General features: G+C 64.5%; 23 protein-coding genes and 2 pseudogenes. 15 read left to right on the top strand and 10 right to left on the bottom strand.

All coding sequences use genetic code 11. The features are described from left to right. The first annotated feature begins 87 nt into the window (after positions 1-87). Positions 88-438 carry a DoxX family protein gene (locus AB0L58_RS29235; RefSeq protein WP_364391528.1) on the top strand — a complete coding sequence of 117 codons (351 nt, stop codon included), beginning with the start codon at positions 88-90 and terminating at the stop codon, positions 436-438. A gap of 151 nt (positions 439-589) precedes the next feature. Here the strand turns inward: AB0L58_RS29235 and AB0L58_RS29230 are convergent, their stop codons facing one another. Beyond that, a complete protein-coding gene (locus tag AB0L58_RS29230; protein ID WP_364391364.1) occupies positions 590-949 on the bottom strand; it encodes an Rv2640c family ArsR-like transcriptional regulator in 360 nt (119 codons plus the stop codon). A 96-nt stretch (positions 950-1,045) separates the two neighbouring features. Between AB0L58_RS29230 and AB0L58_RS29225 the strand changes: the two genes are divergently transcribed. From AB0L58_RS29225 to AB0L58_RS29200, 6 genes and pseudogenes are all read left to right on the top strand, one after another. Continuing rightward, positions 1,046-1,558, top strand: a complete 513-nt coding sequence (locus AB0L58_RS29225) for an ArsI/CadI family heavy metal resistance metalloenzyme (protein ID WP_364391362.1) — start codon at positions 1,046-1,048, stop codon at positions 1,556-1,558. Positions 1,559-1,633: 75 nt separating this feature from the next. Further along, positions 1,634-2,014 carry a metalloregulator ArsR/SmtB family transcription factor gene (locus AB0L58_RS29220; RefSeq protein ID WP_364391360.1) on the top strand — a complete coding sequence of 127 codons (381 nt, stop codon included), beginning with the start codon at positions 1,634-1,636 and terminating at the stop codon, positions 2,012-2,014. Then, positions 2,011-2,718 (top strand): annotated as a pseudogene (locus tag AB0L58_RS29215) (aquaporin); the annotation flags it as partial. The gene AB0L58_RS29220 and the pseudogene AB0L58_RS29215, both read left to right, overlap by 4 nt. A gap of 30 nt (positions 2,719-2,748) precedes the next feature. Next, positions 2,749-3,171 carry an arsenate reductase ArsC gene (locus tag AB0L58_RS29210; protein WP_364391526.1) on the top strand — a complete coding sequence of 141 codons (423 nt, stop codon included), beginning with the start codon at positions 2,749-2,751 and terminating at the stop codon, positions 3,169-3,171. After that, positions 3,168-3,671, top strand: a complete 504-nt coding sequence (locus tag AB0L58_RS29205) for an N-acetyltransferase family protein (RefSeq protein WP_364391358.1) — start codon at positions 3,168-3,170, stop codon at positions 3,669-3,671. The genes AB0L58_RS29210 and AB0L58_RS29205 overlap by 4 nt, the downstream gene beginning before the upstream one ends. A gap of 13 nt (positions 3,672-3,684) precedes the next feature. After that, a complete protein-coding gene (locus AB0L58_RS29200; RefSeq protein ID WP_364391355.1) occupies positions 3,685-3,990 on the top strand; it encodes a hypothetical protein in 306 nt (101 codons plus the stop codon). Here AB0L58_RS29200 and AB0L58_RS29195 read toward each other — a convergent pair. The 3 genes from AB0L58_RS29195 to AB0L58_RS29185 form a co-directional block, all read right to left on the bottom strand. Further along, positions 3,955-5,688, bottom strand: a complete 1,734-nt coding sequence (locus AB0L58_RS29195) for an aminotransferase class V-fold PLP-dependent enzyme (protein WP_364391353.1) — start codon at positions 5,686-5,688, stop codon at positions 3,955-3,957. The two genes, AB0L58_RS29200 and AB0L58_RS29195, sit on opposite strands and share 36 nt — an antisense overlap. 324 nt (positions 5,689-6,012) lie before the next feature. Then, positions 6,013-6,105 (bottom strand): hypothetical protein, encoded by a 93-nt coding sequence (locus AB0L58_RS29190; protein WP_364391351.1) that lies wholly within the window; start codon positions 6,103-6,105, stop codon positions 6,013-6,015. A gap of 390 nt (positions 6,106-6,495) precedes the next feature. Next, positions 6,496-7,140, bottom strand: coding sequence for a DUF2231 domain-containing protein (locus AB0L58_RS29185; RefSeq protein WP_364391349.1), 645 nt, complete (start codon positions 7,138-7,140; stop codon positions 6,496-6,498). A gap of 592 nt (positions 7,141-7,732) precedes the next feature. Between AB0L58_RS29185 and AB0L58_RS29180 the strand changes: the two genes are divergently transcribed. The 5 genes from AB0L58_RS29180 (at position 7,733) to AB0L58_RS29160 (ending at position 10,570) form a co-directional block, all read left to right on the top strand. Then, positions 7,733-8,008, top strand: coding sequence for a hypothetical protein (locus AB0L58_RS29180; protein WP_364391347.1), 276 nt, complete (start codon positions 7,733-7,735; stop codon positions 8,006-8,008). Positions 8,009-8,182: 174 nt separating this feature from the next. Further along, on the top strand, positions 8,183-8,506 hold the full coding sequence (locus AB0L58_RS29175) for a hypothetical protein (protein WP_364391344.1): 324 nt from the start codon (positions 8,183-8,185) through the stop codon (positions 8,504-8,506). 23 nt (positions 8,507-8,529) lie between these two features. After that, entirely contained in the window at positions 8,530-9,564 is a 1,035-nt protein-coding gene (locus tag AB0L58_RS29170; RefSeq protein ID WP_364391341.1) for a hypothetical protein, read from the top strand. Further along, a complete protein-coding gene (locus tag AB0L58_RS29165) occupies positions 9,565-9,909 on the top strand; it encodes a hypothetical protein (protein WP_364391339.1) in 345 nt (114 codons plus the stop codon). 91 nt (positions 9,910-10,000) lie between these two features. Next, the gene (locus tag AB0L58_RS29160; protein ID WP_364391337.1) at positions 10,001-10,570 is read left to right on the top strand and encodes a hypothetical protein; all 570 of its coding nucleotides are present in this window, start codon (positions 10,001-10,003) and stop codon (positions 10,568-10,570) included. On the opposite strand, the gene AB0L58_RS29155 is transcribed toward AB0L58_RS29160, so the two are convergent. Next, positions 10,489-10,851, bottom strand: a complete 363-nt coding sequence (locus AB0L58_RS29155; RefSeq protein WP_364391335.1) for an NUDIX domain-containing protein — start codon at positions 10,849-10,851, stop codon at positions 10,489-10,491. The genes AB0L58_RS29160 and AB0L58_RS29155 overlap by 82 nt on opposite strands. A gap of 1,242 nt (positions 10,852-12,093) precedes the next feature. Between AB0L58_RS29155 and AB0L58_RS29150 the strand changes: the two genes are divergently transcribed. Next, positions 12,094-13,344 carry a cytochrome P450 gene (locus tag AB0L58_RS29150; protein WP_364391333.1) on the top strand — a complete coding sequence of 417 codons (1,251 nt, stop codon included), beginning with the start codon at positions 12,094-12,096 and terminating at the stop codon, positions 13,342-13,344. A gap of 239 nt (positions 13,345-13,583) precedes the next feature. Next, positions 13,584-13,902: pseudogene (locus tag AB0L58_RS29145) on the top strand (integrase core domain-containing protein); the annotation flags it as partial. Here AB0L58_RS29145 and AB0L58_RS29140 read toward each other — a convergent pair. Then, positions 13,873-14,250 carry a recombinase family protein gene (locus AB0L58_RS29140; RefSeq protein WP_364391524.1) on the bottom strand — a complete coding sequence of 126 codons (378 nt, stop codon included), beginning with the start codon at positions 14,248-14,250 and terminating at the stop codon, positions 13,873-13,875. The pseudogene AB0L58_RS29145 and the gene AB0L58_RS29140 sit on opposite strands and share 30 nt — an antisense overlap. Before the next feature lie 668 nt (positions 14,251-14,918). Between AB0L58_RS29140 and AB0L58_RS29135 the strand changes: the two genes are divergently transcribed. After that, positions 14,919-16,163 (top strand): cytochrome P450, encoded by a 1,245-nt coding sequence (locus AB0L58_RS29135; RefSeq protein ID WP_364391331.1) that lies wholly within the window; start codon positions 14,919-14,921, stop codon positions 16,161-16,163. Between the two features lie 137 nt (positions 16,164-16,300). Here the strand turns inward: AB0L58_RS29135 and AB0L58_RS29130 are convergent, their stop codons facing one another. From AB0L58_RS29130 to AB0L58_RS29115, 4 genes are all read right to left on the bottom strand, one after another. Continuing rightward, positions 16,301-16,591 carry a wax ester/triacylglycerol synthase domain-containing protein gene (locus tag AB0L58_RS29130; protein ID WP_364391329.1) on the bottom strand — a complete coding sequence of 97 codons (291 nt, stop codon included), beginning with the start codon at positions 16,589-16,591 and terminating at the stop codon, positions 16,301-16,303. A gap of 141 nt (positions 16,592-16,732) precedes the next feature. Next, on the bottom strand, positions 16,733-17,179 hold the full coding sequence (locus AB0L58_RS29125; RefSeq protein ID WP_364391326.1) for an ATP-binding cassette domain-containing protein: 447 nt from the start codon (positions 17,177-17,179) through the stop codon (positions 16,733-16,735). A 209-nt stretch (positions 17,180-17,388) separates the two neighbouring features. Next, entirely contained in the window at positions 17,389-17,859 is a 471-nt protein-coding gene (locus AB0L58_RS29120) for a nitroreductase family deazaflavin-dependent oxidoreductase (protein WP_364391324.1), read from the bottom strand. Between the two features lie 100 nt (positions 17,860-17,959). Beyond that, positions 17,960-20,527, bottom strand: a complete 2,568-nt coding sequence (locus tag AB0L58_RS29115; protein WP_364391321.1) for a cation-transporting P-type ATPase — start codon at positions 20,525-20,527, stop codon at positions 17,960-17,962. Between the last annotated feature and the right edge of the window lie 21 nt (positions 20,528-20,548).

The raw sequence follows: 20,548 nt of genomic DNA, 5'->3' as shown, positions 1-20,548 counted from the left end.
CACCACAGCATCGCACACCGAAGATCTACGGTTCTGAGAAATAGATAACGATGCGCCGGCGCCCAAAAAGACGCGCCCAGCTCGACGCTGGCAACTCGAGACTGCTTTCCGACACAGACTCGACTGCTACCGGCACTCGGGTGTTACTCGAGGGGATCGACGTGCTCATTCCGCGTTCCCGATGGTTACCGACAGAGCACCGCACCTCATAGGTGCCGACGGTTCGACAAAGCAGGCATCCCCGCACCCGGATTCTTCGCACCGCTGGACGGAATCTTCGAAATCGGTCGCTGCGCCCTCATCCTCGCCGGACTCCCGACCCGGCTCTCAACCATTCCGATGATCATCGACATGATCGGTGCGCCGTTGATCACCAAACTGCCCACCCTGTGGAGCAACCCCCACTCTTTGCCAAAGACTCCGGGATTTCCTCCATGAATCCCGCACCGACCTCACCCAACTCTGTGGCAGTCTGTTCCTGCTCATCGTCGGCGCGGGCGCCTATTCGCTCGACGCCCGATTCTCACGCCTGCCCGTATCCGCCGTCGATGGGCCATCACCGGTTCGTGACCATGCACCGGCGCCCGTCTCAGGTGCAGCAGTTCGGATCCAGGACCAGGCACAGTGCGGCGAGTGCGTCGCGGCGTGCGCGGTGCAAGATGTTCATTCCTCGTCGTTCGGATTCGACCAGTCCGGCCTTACGGAGCTGACCAAGGTGATGGCTGACCGTGGATTCCGACAACCCGACACGGGTGGCGAGATCACCGCCGTTCTCTTCTCCATTGGGGCTGGTCAGCAGCAGTGACATCAGCTGCACGCGGACCGGGTCGGCGATGGCTTTGAGTCGCAACGCCACTTCGAGCGCGGCGGCCTGGTCGATAGGGGCGGCGGCGACGGGAGCGCAGCACACCGGTGCGGACATGTCGATCACGGGTAGCGCCTTGGGCATGGCTTCAACTCTACCGAGATTATTGACATATGTCGAAAAGGTGGCAGACTCGACATCGTCAGCTTTTCGACATATGTCTCACAACCGGAGGTAGTCATGTCCCGTGTCCAGCTCGCTCTAAACGTCGATGATCTCGACCAAGCAGTGCGGTTCTACTCGACCCTGTTCCAGGCCGAACCCGCCAAACTCGAGCCGGGTTATGCCAATTTCGCGATCGCCGAGCCGCCGTTGAAGCTGGTGTTGATCGAGAACCCTGGTCAGGGTGGCAGCGTGAATCACCTCGGTGTGGAGGTCGAGTCCTCTGACCGGGTGCGTGCCGAGATCGCCCGCCTGTCGGCCGCGGGCATGTTCACCGAGGAGCAGATCGCGACCACATGTTGTTTCGCCGCCCAGGACAAGGTGTGGGTGACCGGCCCGAACGCCGAGCGGTGGGAGGTGTACACCGTGCTTGCCGACAGCGAAACCTTCGGCACCGCACCCGAACTCGCCGACGCCGAGGCGGTCGAGGTGTGCTGCGGCACCGCCGAAGACGCCGCCGCCGAAGATGCGTGTTGCAGCGCGACGGCGAAGAAGGAAGCCGTCGCTTCGGGCGCCAGCTGCTGCGGCTGACCGAGTATTCCGATTGCGGGTTGTTCACCGGGTGTTCGTTTGCCTTCCGGATTAGATATACATCAATATCGATGCGTGTCTAATTCGGAGTTGCCGTTGACGAGCGTGACCTCGCCATCGTGTGAGGTCACACCCCTGGTGGGAAAGCCACTGCCGGCCGAGGTCGCCGTGGAGTTGGCCGCAGTGTTCAAGGCACTGTCGGATCCGGTGCGGTTGCGGTTGTTGAGCGCGGTGGCCAGTCACGCCGGTCAGGAAGCGTGCGTGTGTGACGTGTCCGAGGGGTTCGACGTCACCCAGCCCACCATCTCCCACCACTTGAAGGTGCTGCGCGAGGCCGGGCTCTTATCGAGTGAGCGGCGCGGTTCGTGGGTGTACTACCGGGTCGAACCCACAGTGTTGCAGCAGCTTTCGCAGCTACTCGATATCACGGCTCCGGCCGTTGTGGGCCCGCGGTGAGCACGCGGGCACGCCGGGTGATGGCCGAATTCGTCGGCACGGCGGCGTTGGTGTGTGTGGTGGTCGGCTCCGGTATCGCGGCACAGCAGTTGTCGGCCCACGATGTCGGTCTGCAGTTGCTGGAGAACTCGACGGCGACGGTGTTCGGTCTCGGGGTGTTGATCCTGGTGTTCGGGCCGGTCTCGGGTGCGCATTTCAACCCGGTGGTGTCGCTGGCGGATTGGTGGCTGGGCCGCCGCACCAGTCGCGGCACCTCCGGTATCGATCTCGCCGCATATGTCCTCGCGCAGGTAATCGGTGCCGGTGTGGGCGCGGTGCTGGCGAACGTCATGTTCGACCTGGACCCGATCCAGATCTCCGGTCATGACCGCATCACCACAGGGCATCTGGTCGGGGAGGTCGTCGCGACCGCCGGACTCGTCGCGGTCATCTTCGCCCTGGCCCGCAGCGGCCGCGCCGCATTGTCGGCGGCGGCGGTCGGTGCCTACATCGGGGCCGCCTACTGGTTCACCAGCTCCACCTCCTTCGCCAACCCGGCCGTCACCTTCGGCCGCATCTGGTCCGATACCTTCGCCGGAATCGCCCCGGCCTCGCTGCCCGGTTTCCTCGCCGCCCAACTCCTCGGCGGCGCACTCGGCCTGGCATTGATCGGCGTCCTCTACCCGGACCTGTCGGCCGTCGCCGACGACGTTGTCGTCCACCACGCCCAAGAACCTGAAAGGCCCGCACCACCTATGGTTTCCGAGGATGCCAAGCCCAGTGTGCTGTTCGTGTGTGTCCACAACGCGGGACGCTCCCAAATGGCCGCCGCCTACCTCACCCACCTCGCAGGCGACCGGGTCGAGGTCCGCTCCGCAGGCTCCCAGCCCGCCCAGCAGGTAAATCCCGTTGCGGTACAAGCGATGCGGGAAGTCGGCATCGACATCTCCACCGAAACACCGAAGGTTCTCACCGCCGGTGCCGTACAAGCATCCGACGTGGTGATCACCATGGGCTGTGGCGATGCCTGCCCGTTCTTCCCCGGGACCCGGTATCTGGACTGGAAACTCGACGACCCCGCCGGACAAGGCATCGACGCGGTCCGCCCCATCCGCGACCAGATCGAAACCCGCATCCGTGATCTACTCGACGAACTCGGCATACCGTCGGCCCCATGACCACCACGGGAGTACACATCACACTGATGCGACCCGAACACGCCGACCAAGTACTGGCCATCTACCAATTCGGCATCGACGAAGGCAACGCCACCTTCGAAACCACCGCACCCGCCTGGGAAGCGTTCGACAACAGCAAACTACCCGATCACCGACTCGTCGCTCTCGACACCAACGACCGTGTACTCGGCTGGGCCGCAGTGGTTCCCGTCTCCGACCGCTGCGCCTATGCCGGAGTCGTCGAACACTCCGTCTACGTCCACCCCGACGCCCGCAGCCGAGGCGTCGGCCTCGCGCTACTCACCGAACTCCTCACCTCCACCGAAGCCGCAGGTATCTGGACCGTCCAATCCGGCATCTTCCCCGAAAACACCGCCAGCCTCGCCCTCCACACCAAAGCCGGATTCCGCACCATCGGCACCCGCGAACGCATCGGCCGCCACCACGAACATTGGCGCGACGTCATCCTCATCGAACGCCGTAGCCCCACTATCCGATAACACCGGTGCGACAATGATCGTGCTGGCAAAAGCGATGGCCAGCACGTATCACCTCAAGGCACCCATGACCGCATCCAACATCGACCGCGCCGCACTATCCGCCGACCTCGATCGCGTCCGCCAGGACTTCCATCACCTGATGCACACCGTCGGCGACGACGAATGGGACAAGCCCACCACCGCAACCAGCTGGACCAACGAGCAATATGCCCGGCCTCGCATTCGTGTACCGGCCGGACATCGACGACGACCTCGACACGGTGCACGCTGCAGCCGTGCCACCTCATCGAGGATCGGGCGTCAGGCATTGCGGGGGTAGCGGGAACCAGCGCAGCGCTTCGAAGTGCGATGGCAGGCCGGTGGGACCATCGGGCACCTCCTCGGGGCGGGCCCCGACCAGGATGCGGGCCTCGTTCAGGTGTTCGGCCAACGCGGCCTCGTCGAGGGTCTCGTGGTCCGTCGAGTAGTGCAGAGTGCCGGCATTGTCGTAGAAGAGATCTGTCAGGCGTGACGGCGGCTGGTGAGCCCCCGCACGGTGGCGCCACAGGCCGGTGTCCGGACTGAAGATGTAGTCGGTGAGGAGACGGTGGCCGAATGAGGCCAGTAACTCCACGGCCGCGATCAGATAGTCGCGCACGGTGTCGGAAATGAAGTAGTTGAAGTTGATCCGTGTCCAGCCGGGTTTGATGCCCTCACAACCCAAAGCGATTTCGTCTCGGTAGGCGCGCGAATTCTGCGCATCGATGGCCAGGAGCCGATGCCCGTACGGGCCTGCGCAGGAGCAGCCGCCGCGAGCTTGGATGCCGAACAAGTCGTTGAGCAGGGCTACTACGTAGTTGTGGTGCAGATAACGATCGACGCCTGACCGGACACGGAAGGACACGATGGACAGTCGTCGGGCATAAGGGTGGCCGAGGATTTCGATGTTCGGGTGATCGCGCCACCGGGCAAAGGCATGACGCCACAGCCGCTGTTCTCGTTGCTCGATGAGGTCGGTACCGACGGCGTCTTTGAGCGCGAAGACGAGCCCAGCCCGGATCGACTCGATGATCGCCGGGGTTCCGCCCTCTTCCCGGGCAACTGGATCATCGAGGTATCGGTGACCGATCGGATCCACGAACGCCACCGTGCCCCCTCCCGGCACAGTGGGCACGGCGTTGCGCACCAACTCACGGCGCACCACGAGAACACCCGGCGTCTGGGGTCCGCCGACGAACTTGTGCGGAGAGAGAAAGATCGCATCCTTATGGTCGCCACGACCAGGAGCACTCTCGCGCACCCGGATCGGGACATAAGGACCGGCAGCAGCGAAGTCCCAGAAGGACAACGCGCCGTGTTCATGAAGCAGGGTGGCGATCCGATCGGTGTCCGATAAGACGCCGGTGACGTTGGAGGCGGCAGAGAAGCTACCGATGCGCAGAGGTCGGTCCGCGTACTGGATCAGCCGGTGCGCGAGTTGTCCCTGGTCGATGTGACCGCCTGCGTCTTCGTCGATCACCACCAGGTCGGCGATCGACTCCCGCCATGGCAACTCGTTGGAGTGGTGTTCGTAGGGGCCGATGAACACCACCGGTCGCTGCGAATCGGGGACCCGCCCACCCCACTGGTAGCGAGCGGCCGGCCCGGACGGTACGCGGAGCTCGAGAATGCCGACCAATTTGTTCACCGCCGCTGTTGCCCCGGACCCGCAGAAAATCACCAGATCGTTCTCGGTGCCGCCGACCGCGTCGTGGATGATCTGGCGTGCGTCCTGCCGCAGCAGTGAGGTCTGCAATCCGGTGCCGGAGCTTTCGGTGTGGGTGTTGGCGTATCGCGGTAACACTTGCCTGCGGATGAAGTCCTCGAGGAAATCTAGCGACCGCCCTGAAGCGGTGTAGTCGGCGTAGGTGATCCGGCGCCGACCATACGGTCCGTCCAAGACCTCGCCTTCCCCGATAACCCCTCGCCGAACCCGCTCGAGCAAGGGCGAAGTGGGAACTGGCGTCGCCCAGACATCCACGCTCGGCACCGTATCCATGCGGTCCCTCCTTCCACCGCGGGTAGCCAGCACCCCGGCTACAGCCAGCGTGCCCCTGTGCCATGCGCCGCGCCAGGGCCATAGGTCTTCTAGGACACGCGAACGGGGAAAGCGGCCCCAGCGCAGCAAAGCTCCCGACGGATTCGCTGGACCGTGCAGCCTGCCGCTGATCATCCTCGGTCTCGGCGTGCATTTATGGCTGGGCAGCACGATCGGACTCGATGTCGCGGGCTTCAGCCTTGCGGCTCACCTGATAGGTCGTCGGTGTCGGCGCCCGATGGATCCGCCGCCGATCCGAATATCCGCGCGACGACCAGCCATCCATTAACGCGGATCCACCGCCGTGGGCGCGGCATGCACGATAACGACTGGGCACGGATCATGTTGGGCGCATTGCTGGCTGGTCGATCCCAACATCAGATCGGTGAACCCGCCGCGGCCACCCGAGCCCGACGACCAGTATGGGAGGCATTGTCGCGCCGACGATCACATCTGCCCGGGGCACGGCCCGATCCTCGGCTTCGGCGGGGCGTTCGCTGATGTTGACCATGCCCGCAAACTTCGTTCTCCGGCTGCGGGTTTCGCTGGTGCTGCGGGGTTTACACAGCGTGCGCCCGGTGCGCCCGGTCGAAGGGCCAACGATTCGGATTATGCCGGTAAGCATCCGGCGGGTAAGGGGTCGCGCGCAGGGCGGCCCTAGCAGTCCAGCCGATCACGCGCTCAGCGGCTATAGGGACGTTTGGACGCTGGTCCGGCCGGAACGCCAACCGAGTGCACAGGTCACGGCAGCTCCGGATGTTTCGCAGCTTACTTCGGCGAGATGTCGCCCAAGTCCGCCTGCGTCCGTGCCGATCGTCCCGACACGTCGTGCCATACCGATCGGGAACCGGACTCGCCAATACGGTACACCTGCACCGTTGCCGCGACGCTCGCAGCGATCGTGAGGACCGCGACCATGCCGACAAGCAGCCGTGGCAACGCACGACTGCGGGCCTCGCGCACATGAACGACCGCCACCAGAGCCGCCACAATCAACAACCCGATGGCGAAATATATGAACGTATCGCCGAGGTGAGCATGCGTGTTCAGATCCGGATTCCGCCCGACACGCTTCTCGAGCCACTCACCCGCGTCGGTGGTAATCGGGGTCAAGATCACGACGACCGTAGCCAGTACGAGGCTGAGCCAGACCAGGCGGCGGCGCACAGCAGGCCATACCGCACACGCGGTCACCAGCACCGCGGTCAACGGCGCCAGGACCACGATGAAGTGAACAAGCAGGATATGGGCTGGAAGGCCGTTGAAGGTCGACATTGGGTACTTTCTTGTGGACAGGCGAACTCGCACAAGTGTTCTCAGCTTCGCTGAGAGAACGCTGAGTCTCAACAGTGAAAGTGCTCCGAGCCATCCGAAGGAAACTCGCACGATCGGCGACCAGCGCGACACAAACATCCGGGAATTGGCATGAGCGTGCGTCTACTCTCGCGACGTGGATCGCCCGCCCGGAGTGTGTCGAGTGTTGATGGCCGGGGATCCTTCAGACATAAACGACGCTCGCAGATGGCTGAACCTCCGCAAGGTGTTCGCGCAATACCACACAACAGCGAAGCCGTAGATCGATGACCTGCGGTTCTGTCAGCCGGTGGGCCTAACGTGCCACAACCCGAACACTTTGACGGTCGAAGGGCCCGCGATTCGGATCGTGCCGGTGGGTACCCGGCGGGTGTGAGTGGTCGTGAATCACGGGTGTAGTGCCTTCGAGACAACCGATCACCCGCCATCTCGAACAGCACGCCCCGTCTAACCGTAGCCAGACATCCCGAGCCTGCAGGTGCAGGGCACAGCCGGTCCGGTCGGTGATGGGTGGGATCAATGGTCTCCGCGTGCGGCGAGCCGGGCCACCGATCCCTCGGTTCGGTTCAGATCGAAACGAGCCAGAGCAGACGGTCCACCTTTACGCCAAGCTACGCCCGCGCTTTGGTGCCGAGACTGCCAGGAGCGAAACGAGTCCTGCCACTTGGTGTTTGCGTGAAGGATATGCTGCATGGAGTTGAGCACCGGGATCGACTGGCAGAACTTCACCGTGGACATCACGATGAACGGAACGATCGTCGCCAATGCCGAACCTGATCCCGGAGTCCTCTCGTGGTCGGGTTCGGCCTGGTACCACGTCAGTTCCGAGGACTACGCCGCCGAGGACTATCCCGACCCGAGGGCCTTCCTCGGTGGGAAGCGGCGGTCACGAAGGACTACCCGGATTTGGTGCGGGACCAGTACGACAATCGTGCGCGGTGGTGCGTGTCCGGATATCGCGATGTGATGACTATCACCGCCGAGGCAGGAACCGGTGGGGGTAGAAGTGCGTCGAACACCGGTGAGCATATTTCGCATCAGGAGGGTGTAGTGACACGGCACGCGAGAGCGCGGAGTAGGTTCCGCGTCCAAGCGTCCAGGCGCGGGTCATCGGTCGGCCCTCGGCGTCCGGGAATCTGAGATGGATTCCGCGCAGAACGGCGAGTTCCTGTTCGACTCGGGTTTGGTCGGTGACCTCGAACAGGCGCTGAACTCGGGCTTCCGGGAATTCCAGTCGATAATTCTCACCGGAATCGATCCGGCCGACGTGGTATCCGGCGCGCACGGCACCGGGGTGGCCGAGGCGTGTGTGGCCGCGAGTTCGGCGGTCGGTGACATGGTTCTCGGAATCGCCCTCGATCTCCTGACGATGAGCACCAATGTTCGCACCGTGATCGACACGGTGACCGCGCACGACAGCAAGCGCGCAAAGGACACGCAGCAACTGATGGGGGACCTCGGATGAATTCCGGTACGAATTCTTTCACGGTGTCGAGGGCGCGATCCCTCGATCTCGGCGTAATCGGATCGCAGGCCGACCTGTGGGAGTCGCAGTCGCAGGCCGTCGCCCGCACAATGCACGAGCAGAACAGTTCGGTCGAAGACTCGACAGGGTTCTGGCAGGGCGCGTCCGGCACCGGATTCCGATCCGCGTTCTTATCGTTGTACCAGGGCGGAACGGATCTGCACCAGGCTCTCGCGAACGGCTCGTCCGCCGCTCGCGCCGCCGTGAGTGCCCTGGAACAATCCCGGGCGGCGGTGAACACGGCGGTCGAGGCCGCGCGTTCCAGCGGCTACGACGTCGCCGACGACGGGACCTGCACGGTATCGGCGCAGTCCCGAAATACCTTGTTGACCAGTGTGTCGAATTCCGACCAAGCCGGAACCGGACTCGCGGCGCCGAAAGAGGACGCGGCCACCCATACCGCGACCGTGCAGCAGGCGCTCGCCCAGTTGAGCGCGGACGACGAATCCGCACGGAAATCCATCGAGAACGCCTTCGTCGGCATTCGCCAGGTCGATCAACGGCAGGACTATCCGGGGGCGGGCACCGGTGCGAACGAACGAAAGGCGTGCGCGGAACATCCCGTCGACTGCGCGAATACGAAACGCCGCGGCGCCCAGGATGTCCCATGGAGCGAATCCGAGAAGTACTTTCCGAGCAGTGAGGGATACAACGGCACCGACGACCGCCGCGATGCGTGCAGGCACTGTATCTGGATGGGGATGATGACCGCGTGGGGCACCGAGGGATTCGCCCGCGACATGGCCGATGCACACGAGACCGACTCGCCCGCCGCGCCCAACGATCCGCAATACAGCGAGGCGTCGAAGCGAATGGACCTCTACAACAACGAGACCGGCATCGCGGTCGGACTCCGCCACGACGACGATACCGAAGGCATTGTCAGCGAATGTGTTTCCATCGCGCGCAACGCCAGGAAGGTCCCGCAGGGCGCGGTCCCCGACGCGTCACAGAATTCCGGTAAGAACACCCTCATCTTCTTCAACGGCCCCGACTGAATGGACGACGATTCCACCGTGCCACCGCGCGACAGCCGATCCCCGATCGCCCGCACCGGCGAAACCGCAGTCCAGATCGTGCTTGGTTTCGCCGCGGGCGGACTCCTGTACTGGGCTGCTCTACTGATCGTCTTATGGGCCGAGACCAGCGTCTTCGACGCCGATCTCCCCTTCGGCATCGATGTCTGGTTCTTTCCCGTCTTCCCGATCCTGGCCCTGGGCGCCTACCTGCGCTACGCACTCCCTCGATTCGCGATCGCCTGGATCGCCCTCATCACGGGATGCCTGATAGTCGGCGCGGGATTCTCGGTACTACTCCTCACCTGGAGCACACCTCCGGACTGATCACCCACTCCCACGAAGCGCGGTCGTGGCGCGATTCCTCGTGAACCGCCGTCACCGGCGAGGGCGGCGGATCTTCCGACTGCGCGAGCACGTGCCGACAGACGTACTGGCCGCCACCGCGACCAGTAGCGAACGGCTGGGCTGGATCGACGAGTTCACCGTTGGGGAAGCGCTGCGCTCGTACTTCGATGCCGCTCACGCCGATCCGGACGTGCATACCGTGCTGCTGGACAACTTCCCCGGTTCAGCGAGCCAGGTCAACCAACTGCTCACCACCCTTTGGGCGTTGACACCACCCGGTCATATCGAGGCGATCGAAGTCGTAACCGACGCCAAGACGCTCGAGCAGCGGGCGAAGAACCGAAAGGTGTGCCACCAGTGCGAGCGTGATCCCATCCGCGATCCCCGACTTCCAGCCATACCCAGCCGGGATGACCCCTGGCAGTGCGCCCACTGCGGTGGCTTGTTGCATCCACGGCGCGGCGACTCACCCCGGCTGTTCAAGGCCAGGTTGCAGCGCTACCACCAGACGGCTGCCGGTATCCGAGCGGGCTTCACCGACTCCGGTATTGCCGTCACTCAGCTCGACACCACCAACACCATCGACGGGGCGGCGAATCTGCTTGCCCCGCTCCTTATTTCACGGAGTTCCACACGATGAATACCGTTCCATTGCCCATGCCCAGCCTCAAACCGAGCGGTGATGGGCGCGATGGCCACGCCGATTTCTTCCCTGGCTTCGCGGATCAGGGCGTCGACCACCGATTCGTCGGCTTCGAGATGACCGCTCGGCAGGTGCCAGGCTCCATCCTCGAAGCCGGTGTTCCGGCGCTGGCCGAACAGCACTTCAGACCCTCGGCGCAGCAGCAGGTGAACATCACCAGTCACCTTGTGCCGCTGCGGCTTTGCTACTTGGGCGAGTGCGGTCGTTGTGTCAGTCATCGTTTGGTTGTCTCCTCTCGTAGTGGTTGAACTGGTCGTTTGATGCATTGAGCCCTGAACGCACCGAGCCTAGATCTCCCGTCCTCCGTGCGATATACACCGAACGTATACCTATCGCCGCTGATCCCTTCCTTCTCCGCCATCGGGCTCGTCGGCGGCGATGCCTCCGGAATCGGTGCCGGTCTGCCGATGGCGACCATCGAGCAACCACCCGCACACACCGCGGTGTACAGCGTGCGGCCGGTCGCGGCGGGAACGAGATCACGCCGAACACCCATCTGCTCTACCAACCGGAGAGCTTCTGTGCCGACCGCCGACCGCAGCTGAGCAGGAGAATCAACCGTGCACCGCGACGCAGCCAGTGCGCTCGAACTCCTTGCATACCAGGGTTATCCCGCATCATGAGCGAGTGCCTGAGCGCCCCACCCCGTCCAGTTCGTCCTCCGACCACACCCATCGCTGATCCACCAACAAGGCCCCTCCACATGTTCGGTAGCCGTACATCTGCCGCCACGCATCAACCAACCATCGCGGAGGAGTCGATCCAGTAGCCGCGGATGTAGGCAAATACCGTCAGTACCAACCAGTTTCGTCACCCACGACAGTGGAAACGGTAGCCAGCGCCGAGAGATACTGCCTGCACTCACCCCCATGCCCGGAATGCAGACTCAGAACAAACGGTGCCCTTTGCCGATCCATGATGATGGGTTGAGTTCGGCGATCGTGGTTTCGATATCGTCCCGATTTCCATGTCGACCGACGCCTACCCTTTTGCCACCTGGCAACACTGCGGACGGAGCCGAGAAGTACTCGCGCCCAAGGCCAAGTCTGCGCGGGACGATCTGGGAAACAGCTCATCGGAGACGTCTGATCTACTGCTGGACAACATGATTCGGGCACAAGCCCAGCAATATTCGAGCACCGTTGACCGTTCGCTGCGATTGGAAATTGTTGCTAAGGTGCCCCCCGTCGGGTGCTCCGGCCGGGCGGATCCTCCTAGCGGGCGGGCGCATACTTTGCGAAATAGTCTGTTGCGTAAGCGTTTTCGAGGTTCATCTGGGCAGCGGCCGGTCCCCGAATGCAGATCCGGGTCGTCGGTACTGATGACCCGGTGGTCGGTGAAGTGAGGAGACACAAGGTGTCAAACAGTCCGAAACGGCGCGGAGCGCCACCTTCGACAGTGCTGGACGAGTTCGGATGCACCGAGGGTCAGGTGCCAGCGGAGGCCGTGGAGGCCTACCAGTGACACAGCCCGCACAACCCGCCCAGTCCCGCCCGGTGCGGCACGGTTCGCCGATCGACACCGACGGTCCGCGCGTCGCACTGTATTCCGAGGAGTTCGCGAGCGATCCGCACCGCGTGTATCGAGAGATGCGTGAGCGCTACGGTTCGATTGTGCCGGTAGAGTTGGCGCCCGGGATTGCGGCCACGCTGGTCGTCGATTATCGCACGGCGCTGCGGATTCTGCACGATCCGGAACACTTTCCCGCCGACTCGCGAGTCTGGCAGAAGGATATCGCGCCCGACTGCCCGGTGCTGCCGCTGCTGGAGTGGCGGCCGATCCCGACCCGCAACTCCGGCCCCCTGCACGAGCGCTACCGAAAGGCGATGGTCGCCGGTCTCGACGGGGTCGACCTGCTGGCGCTGCACACCACCGTGGGACAGATCGCCGGCCCGCTGATCAACTCGTTCTGCGAGGACGGTCACGCCGACATGGTCGGCCAGTACGCGTTCCCGTTGGCATTCGCGATGATCAATGCCATGCTCGGCTGCCCGCCGGAGATCGGTCAGCGAGCGGCGGCCGGGATGGCCGCGATGTTCGACGGTGTGAATGCCGCCGAGGGCGGTGCGATGGTCGCCGCCGCGATGTCGGATCTGGTGTCACTCAAACGGGCCGACCCCAGCGACGATGTCGTGACCCGGATCCTGCAGCATCCGGTCGGATTGGACGACGAGGAGATGCAGCAGCAGATACTGAGCGTCTTCGGCGCCGGCATTGAACCACTCTCGAATCTGATCGTCAATACATTGCGGCTGATGCTTACCGACGAGCGCTTCGCCGCCGGCGTCCTCGGCGGGAGCCTGTCGACCCGTGATGCCCTGGACGAGGTGTTGTTCGTCGACCCACCTCTAACGAACTACGGGGTCACTTTCCCGCGGCAACCGGTCCTGATCGACGACATCTGGCTGCCCGCACACCAGCCCGTCGTGATCAGCTTCGCGGCCTGTAACAGTGACCCGGCGATCAACACGGGCGAGTACACCGACAATCGCTCGCACTTGGCATTCAGCGCCGGACCGCACACGTGCCCGGCGCGGTCAGTGGCCTACCTGATCGCCCAGGACGCTGTCGACCAGCTGCTCGACGCGCTACCCGAGATCCAACTCGCCGTTGCCGGTGACGAGTTGACCTGGCGACCCGGACCGTTCAACCGGTCCCTGGAGTCGCTTCCGGTCGCCTTTCCCGAAACACCGCCGCTCCCCGTGTTCTGAGCGGCCACACCGGCCGGATAATTCGGTTGCCGGGTGTAGCGGCGGTGGCTGGTACGGGTGGCGACCGACATCAATGACCAGTGGCTGGGCGGCCTCGCTGGTGAGCGGGGTACAGCGCTGGCCGTCGAGCCAGTCCTGGTTTCCGTGGATGCAGCTCGGCCAGGCACCAGAGGCACCGTCCCTTCAGCGCAGAGGCAATCGAGGTGCGGCGTGGTGAGCCGAGTCGCCAACGGTACCGCCGAGTGTCCAACGACAACCCCTTTTCCGAGGCGCTGTTCAAGACTCTGAAATACGGTCCCGAGTTCCCTGAACGCTTCGGATCACTCACCGAGGCAAGACATTCATCGATTCCTTTGCCCACTGATACAACCATGAACATCGCCACACCGGCATCGGCCTGCATACACCGCCGATCTCCACTACGGGCTACCCGCCGACAGGGCAGTCGACCGGCAAGCGGTACTCGCCGCCGCTCGCGCGCGGCATCCCCATCGCTTCGCCGCCACGACACCGCCGAAGATCCTCGCGCTACCCGACACCGTTTGGATCAACCGACCTGCACAGGAGGCCGATACAGCAGCCATGAACACACTCGCAGGTCTCATTCAGCTTGAAAAATTCCGCGTGGGTCACCAGGCCCTTGAACGCATAGGGGTGAGTGTGACGGACTACCGCCCGGGGTGATCGCGGGCTTCGCGACGCGAATCGAGCCTGCACCTGCTCGAAGGTGTCTTTCGTGATGACCACGTCGTGTACGGGCTGATCGGAAAGGACCCAGTCGGGTTTCGCGTTCCATGCCAGCGGGTTTGATGGCCCTGGGCGACGTCGTCCACGTCGATGAGCGATTCCTGTTTGCGCTGCTTTGTTCCACACCTCGTGACCGGTGTAGCGGGGATCGGTGAGGATCGCCCGGATGGCACTCTTGGACCAGGCGGCACCCGACCGATGTGGGTTGCGTTTGCGGTCGTCGGCCGAGGGGCACAGGTCGCATCGGCTGTCAGGCGCTGCGCGACGGCGAAGATGCTTATCCCCGAGAGGAACTCGCTGTAGATGCGTCGGACGACCAGAGCGGTTCGAGGGTCGGCTTCGAGCCGGTGACGCCGTCTTTCCTCGGCGGCCTTGCCGGGGTTGGGATGAGGACCGGCGTCGGCGAGACGATAACCGTACGGTGGTCGTCCGCCGAGATAGCGTCCTTCGACCTGAGCCTGAGCCTGGGCCGCCATCGCCGCTCGGACTCGGATCTTGATCCGACTGCGTTCACCTTTGGACATGCCACCGAAGACCGACATGATCAGGTCGTGTGCCTCGGACTCGGGATCGATCGCCCCCCGACTTCGGGCACCCACAGTTCGACGCCGTAGTGGGTGAACACCGGGAAGGTCAATCCGAACTGGTTGCCGTAGAAGGCACGCTGCGGTTCTCCGATGACGACGGCGTCGAACCCTCGGTCGGGCTGCGCTGCCGAAATGCGCTGCTTGGGGGATCATGTGTCGAGGTTCTGCGGGTAATTGATCGGCCGTCGTTCGCCCGGAATCCCCCTGGCTCCGCAGCTCGATATGTAGGAAAGGTTCACTGTGACGGGTACTTTGGCGGCATCGGACTTTGATCCGCGCCTGGATGAGTTCGACCCGGCGCGACCGGAGGTGATCAGAGATCCCTACCCGTGGTTCGATCGGCTCCGTACGCTGGATCCGGCCCATCGCGGTATCAACGGTCTGCGATTTCTCACCAGGTTTGCTGACATCGATCAGTTGCTGCGTGACCACCGGACCTTCGTACGCGGCGACTTCGCCGAGGTATTGGCTCGCAATTTCGGACAGAACAGCCTGAACGATGTGATGGGCCGGTTCATGTTCGCGCTCGACCCGCCCGATCACACCCGGTTGCGGCGTCTGGTCGCGGGATCGTTCACGCGCGAGAAGGCTGAGCGGCTGCGGCCGAGGATGCGGGAGTTGGCGGCCGGACTCCTCGACGAGGCTGTGGCCGGGGGCGGTAACACCTTTGATGTCCTCTCGGAATTCGCCTACCCGCTGCCGTTGCAGGTGGTGTGCGAGATTCTCGGCGTGCCGCCGGAGGATCGGGAGATGCTGCGCTCGTGGACCAATGACATCACTCCGACCGTCGACTTCGTCATCTCGGACGAGGTTCGGGCGCGGGGTATCGAGGCGGCCGCGTTATTCAAAGGCTACTTCCTCGCCCTGATCTCGTTGCGACGCAAGCACCGAGGTGAGGATCTGCTCAGTGAACTGCTGGACGCGGAGGAGCAGGGTGAGCGGCTCAGCGAGCGCGAACTCATCAGCCTTGCGGTGACGCTGCTCATCGCGGGGCACGAGAATGTCACCAACCTCGTGGGCAATGGACTGCTTGCGTTGTTACGGCATCCCGGAGAACTCGATGCGGTGCGCCGGGAGTCGGGGCGGGTCGCCGAAGTCGTCACCGAGACGCTTCGGTACGACTCGCCGGTCACCTATGTTCCGCGACAGACCGCGAAGGCGACTCGGTTGGGCGACGTGGACCTGGCCGCAGGCGAGTCGCTGGTCGCACTATTCGGTGCTGCCAACCGCGACCCCGAGAAGTTTCCGGACCCCGGGGTGTTTCGGTTGGATCGACCGCGCAATGCCGAGCATCTCGACTTCGGCCGCGGCATCACCTACTGCCTCGGCGCACCGTTCGCCATCGTGGAGAGCGAGGTTGCGTTCGAAACGCTGCTTACACGACTGGGCGATTTCGGCCTGGCGATAGGAGAGGACGTACTGACCTGGCGGCCGACAATCTGGGCCCGAGGCCTCGAGCGGCTCCCGATCACCGTTACCGGTTGAGTCTGCGCTGGTCAGGGTGGTGACGCTGAGTGCAGCCAGGACTCACTCGTAACGCAAGCCCAGGACGACGGTGCCCCCTTTCACCAACGGCATGTTCTGATCCTGCGTCGACTTCTTCGACGTGAGATCAGCGCCTTTCACGTTGCGGTGCAACAACTTACCGGACATTGATGGGCAGGTGACTCCGACCGGAGATCGAAATTCGGATCGTCCTCCCACACCGGGGCGGTGAGATCCAGGACGGTCCGGCGTACCCGCTGGCGGAGCCGGGCATTGCGTACCAGGCTGCCGGCCACCGCGGCGGTGAACTCCTGGCGTGTCGGTGCCGGACCGGCAATGATCGCAACCGCTCCGATCGCGAGACTGATGTGCCGGTCGGTGTCTTCCAGCTCCATGAAACCCGAATCCAGCGGGCCCAGTTCGCTCATCGTGGCCGCCTATTCCGGCAGCCGCCGAGACCCCGGCCATCGGCTGGGAAACTGCCTACACCAGGTAATCCTCATACCGGGGCAGCCTCGGTGTGAGATGCCAAGGTAACCGGATCCGGTGACGTTGGCCCCGACCACGCCTCAGCCCATCGCGAGGTCGCGACGACGGAAAGCGAACAGCGCGGCACCGAAGGATCCCAGCCCGATCGCCGTGATCCACAGTGCGGGCGTGAGAGCGAAGTGCTGCATCGGCACTCTGGCCAGCGCATGGAACGGGCTCAGCTGCAGCGACCAGTTCGGCGCTTTCAGGGCGGTGCCGAGTGCGTCCAAGGTGGGCTCGCAGGCCACGTACGCACAATGCCGGTGCGCCGCGACCGGATCCGACCAGGCATCCAGGCCCGCGATCCGCACCGTGCCCGCGGCCGGCCGATGTAGGCCGAGTAGCACTCGAATCGTCGTGGTCTTGCCTGCCCCGTTCGGGCCGAGGAACCCGTAGATCTCGCCGCGTGGGATGTCGAGATCGAGCCGATCCAGCGCCAAGGTCCGGCCGTAGCACTTCGTCAGCGCGGTCGCCTCGATGACGCCCATCGTGCACCTCCACCCATCCGGATCACACACGTTCATTCTCGGCCCGGTTGCCGACTGCGGGCCAGGGCTGGCGAAGCACCACGAAGTGTTCGGTCCGTTCCTGATGCAGTTCGGAGACATGCCTCAGTCATCGCACACTGGTGCCGAGGTGGGTGGGGCGTCGAATCCTCGGTCATCACGATCGTTGTCAGCGGGCTTCGGCGCGCGGCCTATCGACCTGAGGCGATGCGGAATACCGGATAGTCCGGGGCGATGCGCTCGAACTCGGCGATCGGGGCGTCGCGTCGTACCGGGATGTGTGGTCGTGCACCCGGTGCCAGCTGAAGGTAGTGCCACAGAATCGGGGCACGGCTTTCGGGCTCGACCGGCACCAGCCGGACCGTTTCGCGGCGACCGTGCCGCAGGATGGCTCGGCCATCGGCGGCGGCCAGATTGCGCACCCAGTTGACCTTCTCACCAAGCATTGACACCACGTAGCGTCGCCCCTCGAATTCGGTCAGCACGATCGGAAACCAGATGAGGCGACCGCTGCGCCGACCCCGGATCCCCACTGCCGCAACCCGACTGGGCATGATCCCGGCCGCGAACGCACGGGCCGAAAGCCAATTCTGGACGCGCGCGAGCAGATTCGGACGGCCGGAGCGATAAAGCCATCGCAGATAGTCGCCGTACCACCGCATGACCCGCTCCTTCGCTACCCACAGCGTTCGCTACTCAAACCAGCGTGCGCGCAACTATGTCAAGTGCCCAGAGCCGAAAGACCCATGTTGTCGTTGCTTATCAGCGACCGGCACGCGAAAAACGCTTTTGGAGTGTGTCGGCGACCAAGACCACAGGAACGGCAAGCAGCGCGGCGAGGATTCCAGTCCCGGTCGGGCCGGCCTGGCCGAGCAGGTGGGCTACCGGCGGGATGTAAAGGAACGCGGCCAGCATGGCGAGTTCGGCAAGGATGGCCCATAGAAGAAGTCGATTGGTGCGCAACGACATTCGCCAGAACGGCCGGATCGTGCTACGGCAGGCGAACGCGTTCGCCACCTGTCCGAATACAACCGCGGTGAATGCGGCGCCGGAAGCCGCCGCCAGCGCGGACCCGGTCGGGAAGGCTGCCCCCGGTCGCCAGCCCACGGCCAGAAAAGACAGCACGAACGCGGCAAGCGCGACCGTCGCTTCGACCGGGCCGAGCACACCGAAGGCCCGCCCGAACAGTTTGCGATCGAGTAGATGCCCGCGGACGGGCGGCTGGTCGAGGACGTGGCGAGCCGGTGGCTCGGCGCCGAGCGCCAACGCGGGCAGGACATCGGTGCCGATATCGAGCGCGAGCACCTGCAGCACGCCGATCGCCAGCGGAAACACACCACCGGACAGCGCCCAGACGACGAACGGCGCAAGTTCGGCGACATTGTCGGTGAGGTGGTAGGTGAGGAACCTGCGGATGTTGGCAAATGTCGATCGTCCCTGTTCGACGGCGGCAACGATGGTGCCGAAGTCATCGTCGAGCAGTACCAGATCTGCCGCTTCGCGCGCCACATCGGTGCCCGACTTGCCCATGGCGACACCGATCGCGGCCTCCCGCAAGGCTGGCGCGTCGTTGACTCCGTCGCCGGTCATCGCGACGATGTGGCCGCGGGCCTGCAGGGCTTGTGCGATGCGCAGCTTGTCCTCCGGTGTCACCCTGGCCACGACTAGGCCGTCGCGATCGAGGGACTCCGCCAATACCGTCTGGTCACCGGACAACTCGTGCCCCGTGAGCACACCGATGTCAGGACCGCTCAATCCCACTTCGCGGGCGATCGCCCGAGCGGTCTCGGGATGGTCACCGGTGATCATCGCGACCTGGATACCAGCGCGGCGGCAGGCGGCGATCGCGGCGGCGGCGCCCTTTCGTGGTGGATCCTCCAGTGCGACCAGCCCCAGCAGGGTCAGGTCACGTTCCGCGTCCTCAGCCGAGGTGGGCAGGTCGGTTACCGGTCGGACCGCGACCGCGAGCACCCGCAGACCGCGACCGGCCAGACGATGCAGTGCCTGCGTTGCGTCCCGTGGTACGGCGCTGTGAGCGAAGATCGCGTCCGGTGCGCCCTTGACGAGCACCCGGTCACCGACGACAACCGACATTCGGCGCCGCCGCGCGTCGAACGGGAATCGGGCACGCTCGGAACGACTTTCGCTTGCGCCGACGACTTCGAGGCGATGGGCGAAGGCATCCAGCGCCGCCTCCATCGGGTCGCCCCGCGGCACCCACTCACCGTTGTCGAGCACTACCCGTCCCGAGGAACAGAGCCGGGCGACCCGAGCCAGATCCCGTACCGCCGCCAGGCAGGTCGGTGGCGTGCAGACCACCTCGCCGGTCGGCTGATAGCCGTCGCCGCTGATCGTCGCCGCGCCGCCGGGCAGCCAGACTTCCACCACCGACATCTCGTTGCGGGTCAGCGTTCCGGTCTTGTCGGTGCAGATGAATGTGGTCGAACCCAGAGTCTCCACCGCCTCGAGGTGACGCACCAGCGCGTGCCGTTCGGCCATCCGCTGCGCCCCCATGGCAAGCGACAAGGTTACGGTCGGCAACAACCCACACGGCACAACGGCGACAGTCACACCGACCGCGAACAGGAAGCCGTCCGAGGCACGGGTGCCCAGCAGCAATGCCACCGAGAAGAACGCGATGCCCACCCCGATCGCCACCGCGGCGATGATGCGCGAGACCCGATCCAACTCGCGGCGTAACGGGGTCGCGGCCGGGCGTCGAGACTGGGTGAGTTTCGCGATTCCGGCCAGCCGGGTGCGCTCACCGGTTGCCGCCACTGTTGCCCGGGCCTCGCCTTCCACAACGAAACAGCCCGCGTAGACCCGATCCTCGACCATCGGGTGTTCCGGCACGCTTTCCCCGGTGAGCGCCGAGGTGTCCACCGCTAGCGCGTGCACTCGGTCGAGGTACAGATCCGCCGAGATCCGATCGCCCTGCGCGAGCAGGACCGCGTCGTCGACAACGAGTTGATCGGCCGGCACTTGGACCACCGATCCGTCACGCACGACAGTGACCTGACGCGGCAGCAAATTGCGCAGCCGTTCGGCGGCATGCTCGGCCCGCTGCTCCTGCGCGAACGCGAATACCGCGTTGAGCAACACCACCACGAACACCGCGATGCCCAACTGCGGCATCCCGGCCACCAGCGCCAGCCCACCAGCCACCCAGAACAGCAGCGCGAAAAAGTGCGTCATCTCGGCCGCCAGGCGCCGCCAGGCCGGAGTCCCGCGCCGCACAGGCAGCGCATTGGGGCCTTCGGCGGCCAGCCGCCGAGCGGCCTCCACAGTGGTCAAACCGCTCCGCCGGGACACCAGGTCGATCGCGCTCACGGCTGCGCCCCCGCCAGCGCT

The organism is Nocardia sp. NPDC052112 (genome assembly GCF_040680135.1).
In the GTDB taxonomy this organism is placed as follows: domain Bacteria; phylum Actinomycetota; class Actinomycetes; order Mycobacteriales; family Mycobacteriaceae; genus Nocardia.
This window is presented reverse-complemented; position numbering and strand designations above follow the sequence as displayed.

What these genes read in the sequence shown, in the direction of transcription:
- AB0L58_RS29230 (WP_364391364.1), bottom strand. Translation starts at nt 949, where the DNA reads ATGCCCAAGGCGCTACCCGTGATCGACATGTCCGCACCGGTGTGCTGC.
- AB0L58_RS29225 (WP_364391362.1), top strand. Translation starts at nt 1,046, where the DNA reads ATGTCCCGTGTCCAGCTCGCTCTAAACGTCGATGATCTCGACCAAGCA.
- AB0L58_RS29210 (WP_364391526.1), top strand. Translation starts at nt 2,749, where the DNA reads ATGGTTTCCGAGGATGCCAAGCCCAGTGTGCTGTTCGTGTGTGTCCAC.
- AB0L58_RS29205 (WP_364391358.1), top strand. Translation starts at nt 3,168, where the DNA reads ATGACCACCACGGGAGTACACATCACACTGATGCGACCCGAACACGCC.
- AB0L58_RS29200 (WP_364391355.1), top strand. Translation starts at nt 3,685, where the DNA reads ATGATCGTGCTGGCAAAAGCGATGGCCAGCACGTATCACCTCAAGGCA.
- AB0L58_RS29195 (WP_364391353.1), bottom strand. Translation starts at nt 5,688, where the DNA reads ATGGATACGGTGCCGAGCGTGGATGTCTGGGCGACGCCAGTTCCCACT.
- AB0L58_RS29190 (WP_364391351.1), bottom strand. Translation starts at nt 6,105, where the DNA reads ATGTTGGGATCGACCAGCCAGCAATGCGCCCAACATGATCCGTGCCCA.
- AB0L58_RS29185 (WP_364391349.1), bottom strand. Translation starts at nt 7,140, where the DNA reads ATGTTTGTGTCGCGCTGGTCGCCGATCGTGCGAGTTTCCTTCGGATGG.
- AB0L58_RS29180 (WP_364391347.1), top strand. Translation starts at nt 7,733, where the DNA reads ATGGAGTTGAGCACCGGGATCGACTGGCAGAACTTCACCGTGGACATC.
- AB0L58_RS29175 (WP_364391344.1), top strand. Translation starts at nt 8,183, where the DNA reads ATGGATTCCGCGCAGAACGGCGAGTTCCTGTTCGACTCGGGTTTGGTC.
- AB0L58_RS29165 (WP_364391339.1), top strand. Translation starts at nt 9,565, where the DNA reads ATGGACGACGATTCCACCGTGCCACCGCGCGACAGCCGATCCCCGATC.
- AB0L58_RS29155 (WP_364391335.1), bottom strand. Translation starts at nt 10,851, where the DNA reads ATGACTGACACAACGACCGCACTCGCCCAAGTAGCAAAGCCGCAGCGG.
- AB0L58_RS29130 (WP_364391329.1), bottom strand. Translation starts at nt 16,591, where the DNA reads ATGAGCGAACTGGGCCCGCTGGATTCGGGTTTCATGGAGCTGGAAGAC.
- AB0L58_RS29125 (WP_364391326.1), bottom strand. Translation starts at nt 17,179, where the DNA reads ATGGGCGTCATCGAGGCGACCGCGCTGACGAAGTGCTACGGCCGGACC.
- AB0L58_RS29120 (WP_364391324.1), bottom strand. Translation starts at nt 17,859, where the DNA reads ATGCGGTGGTACGGCGACTATCTGCGATGGCTTTATCGCTCCGGCCGT.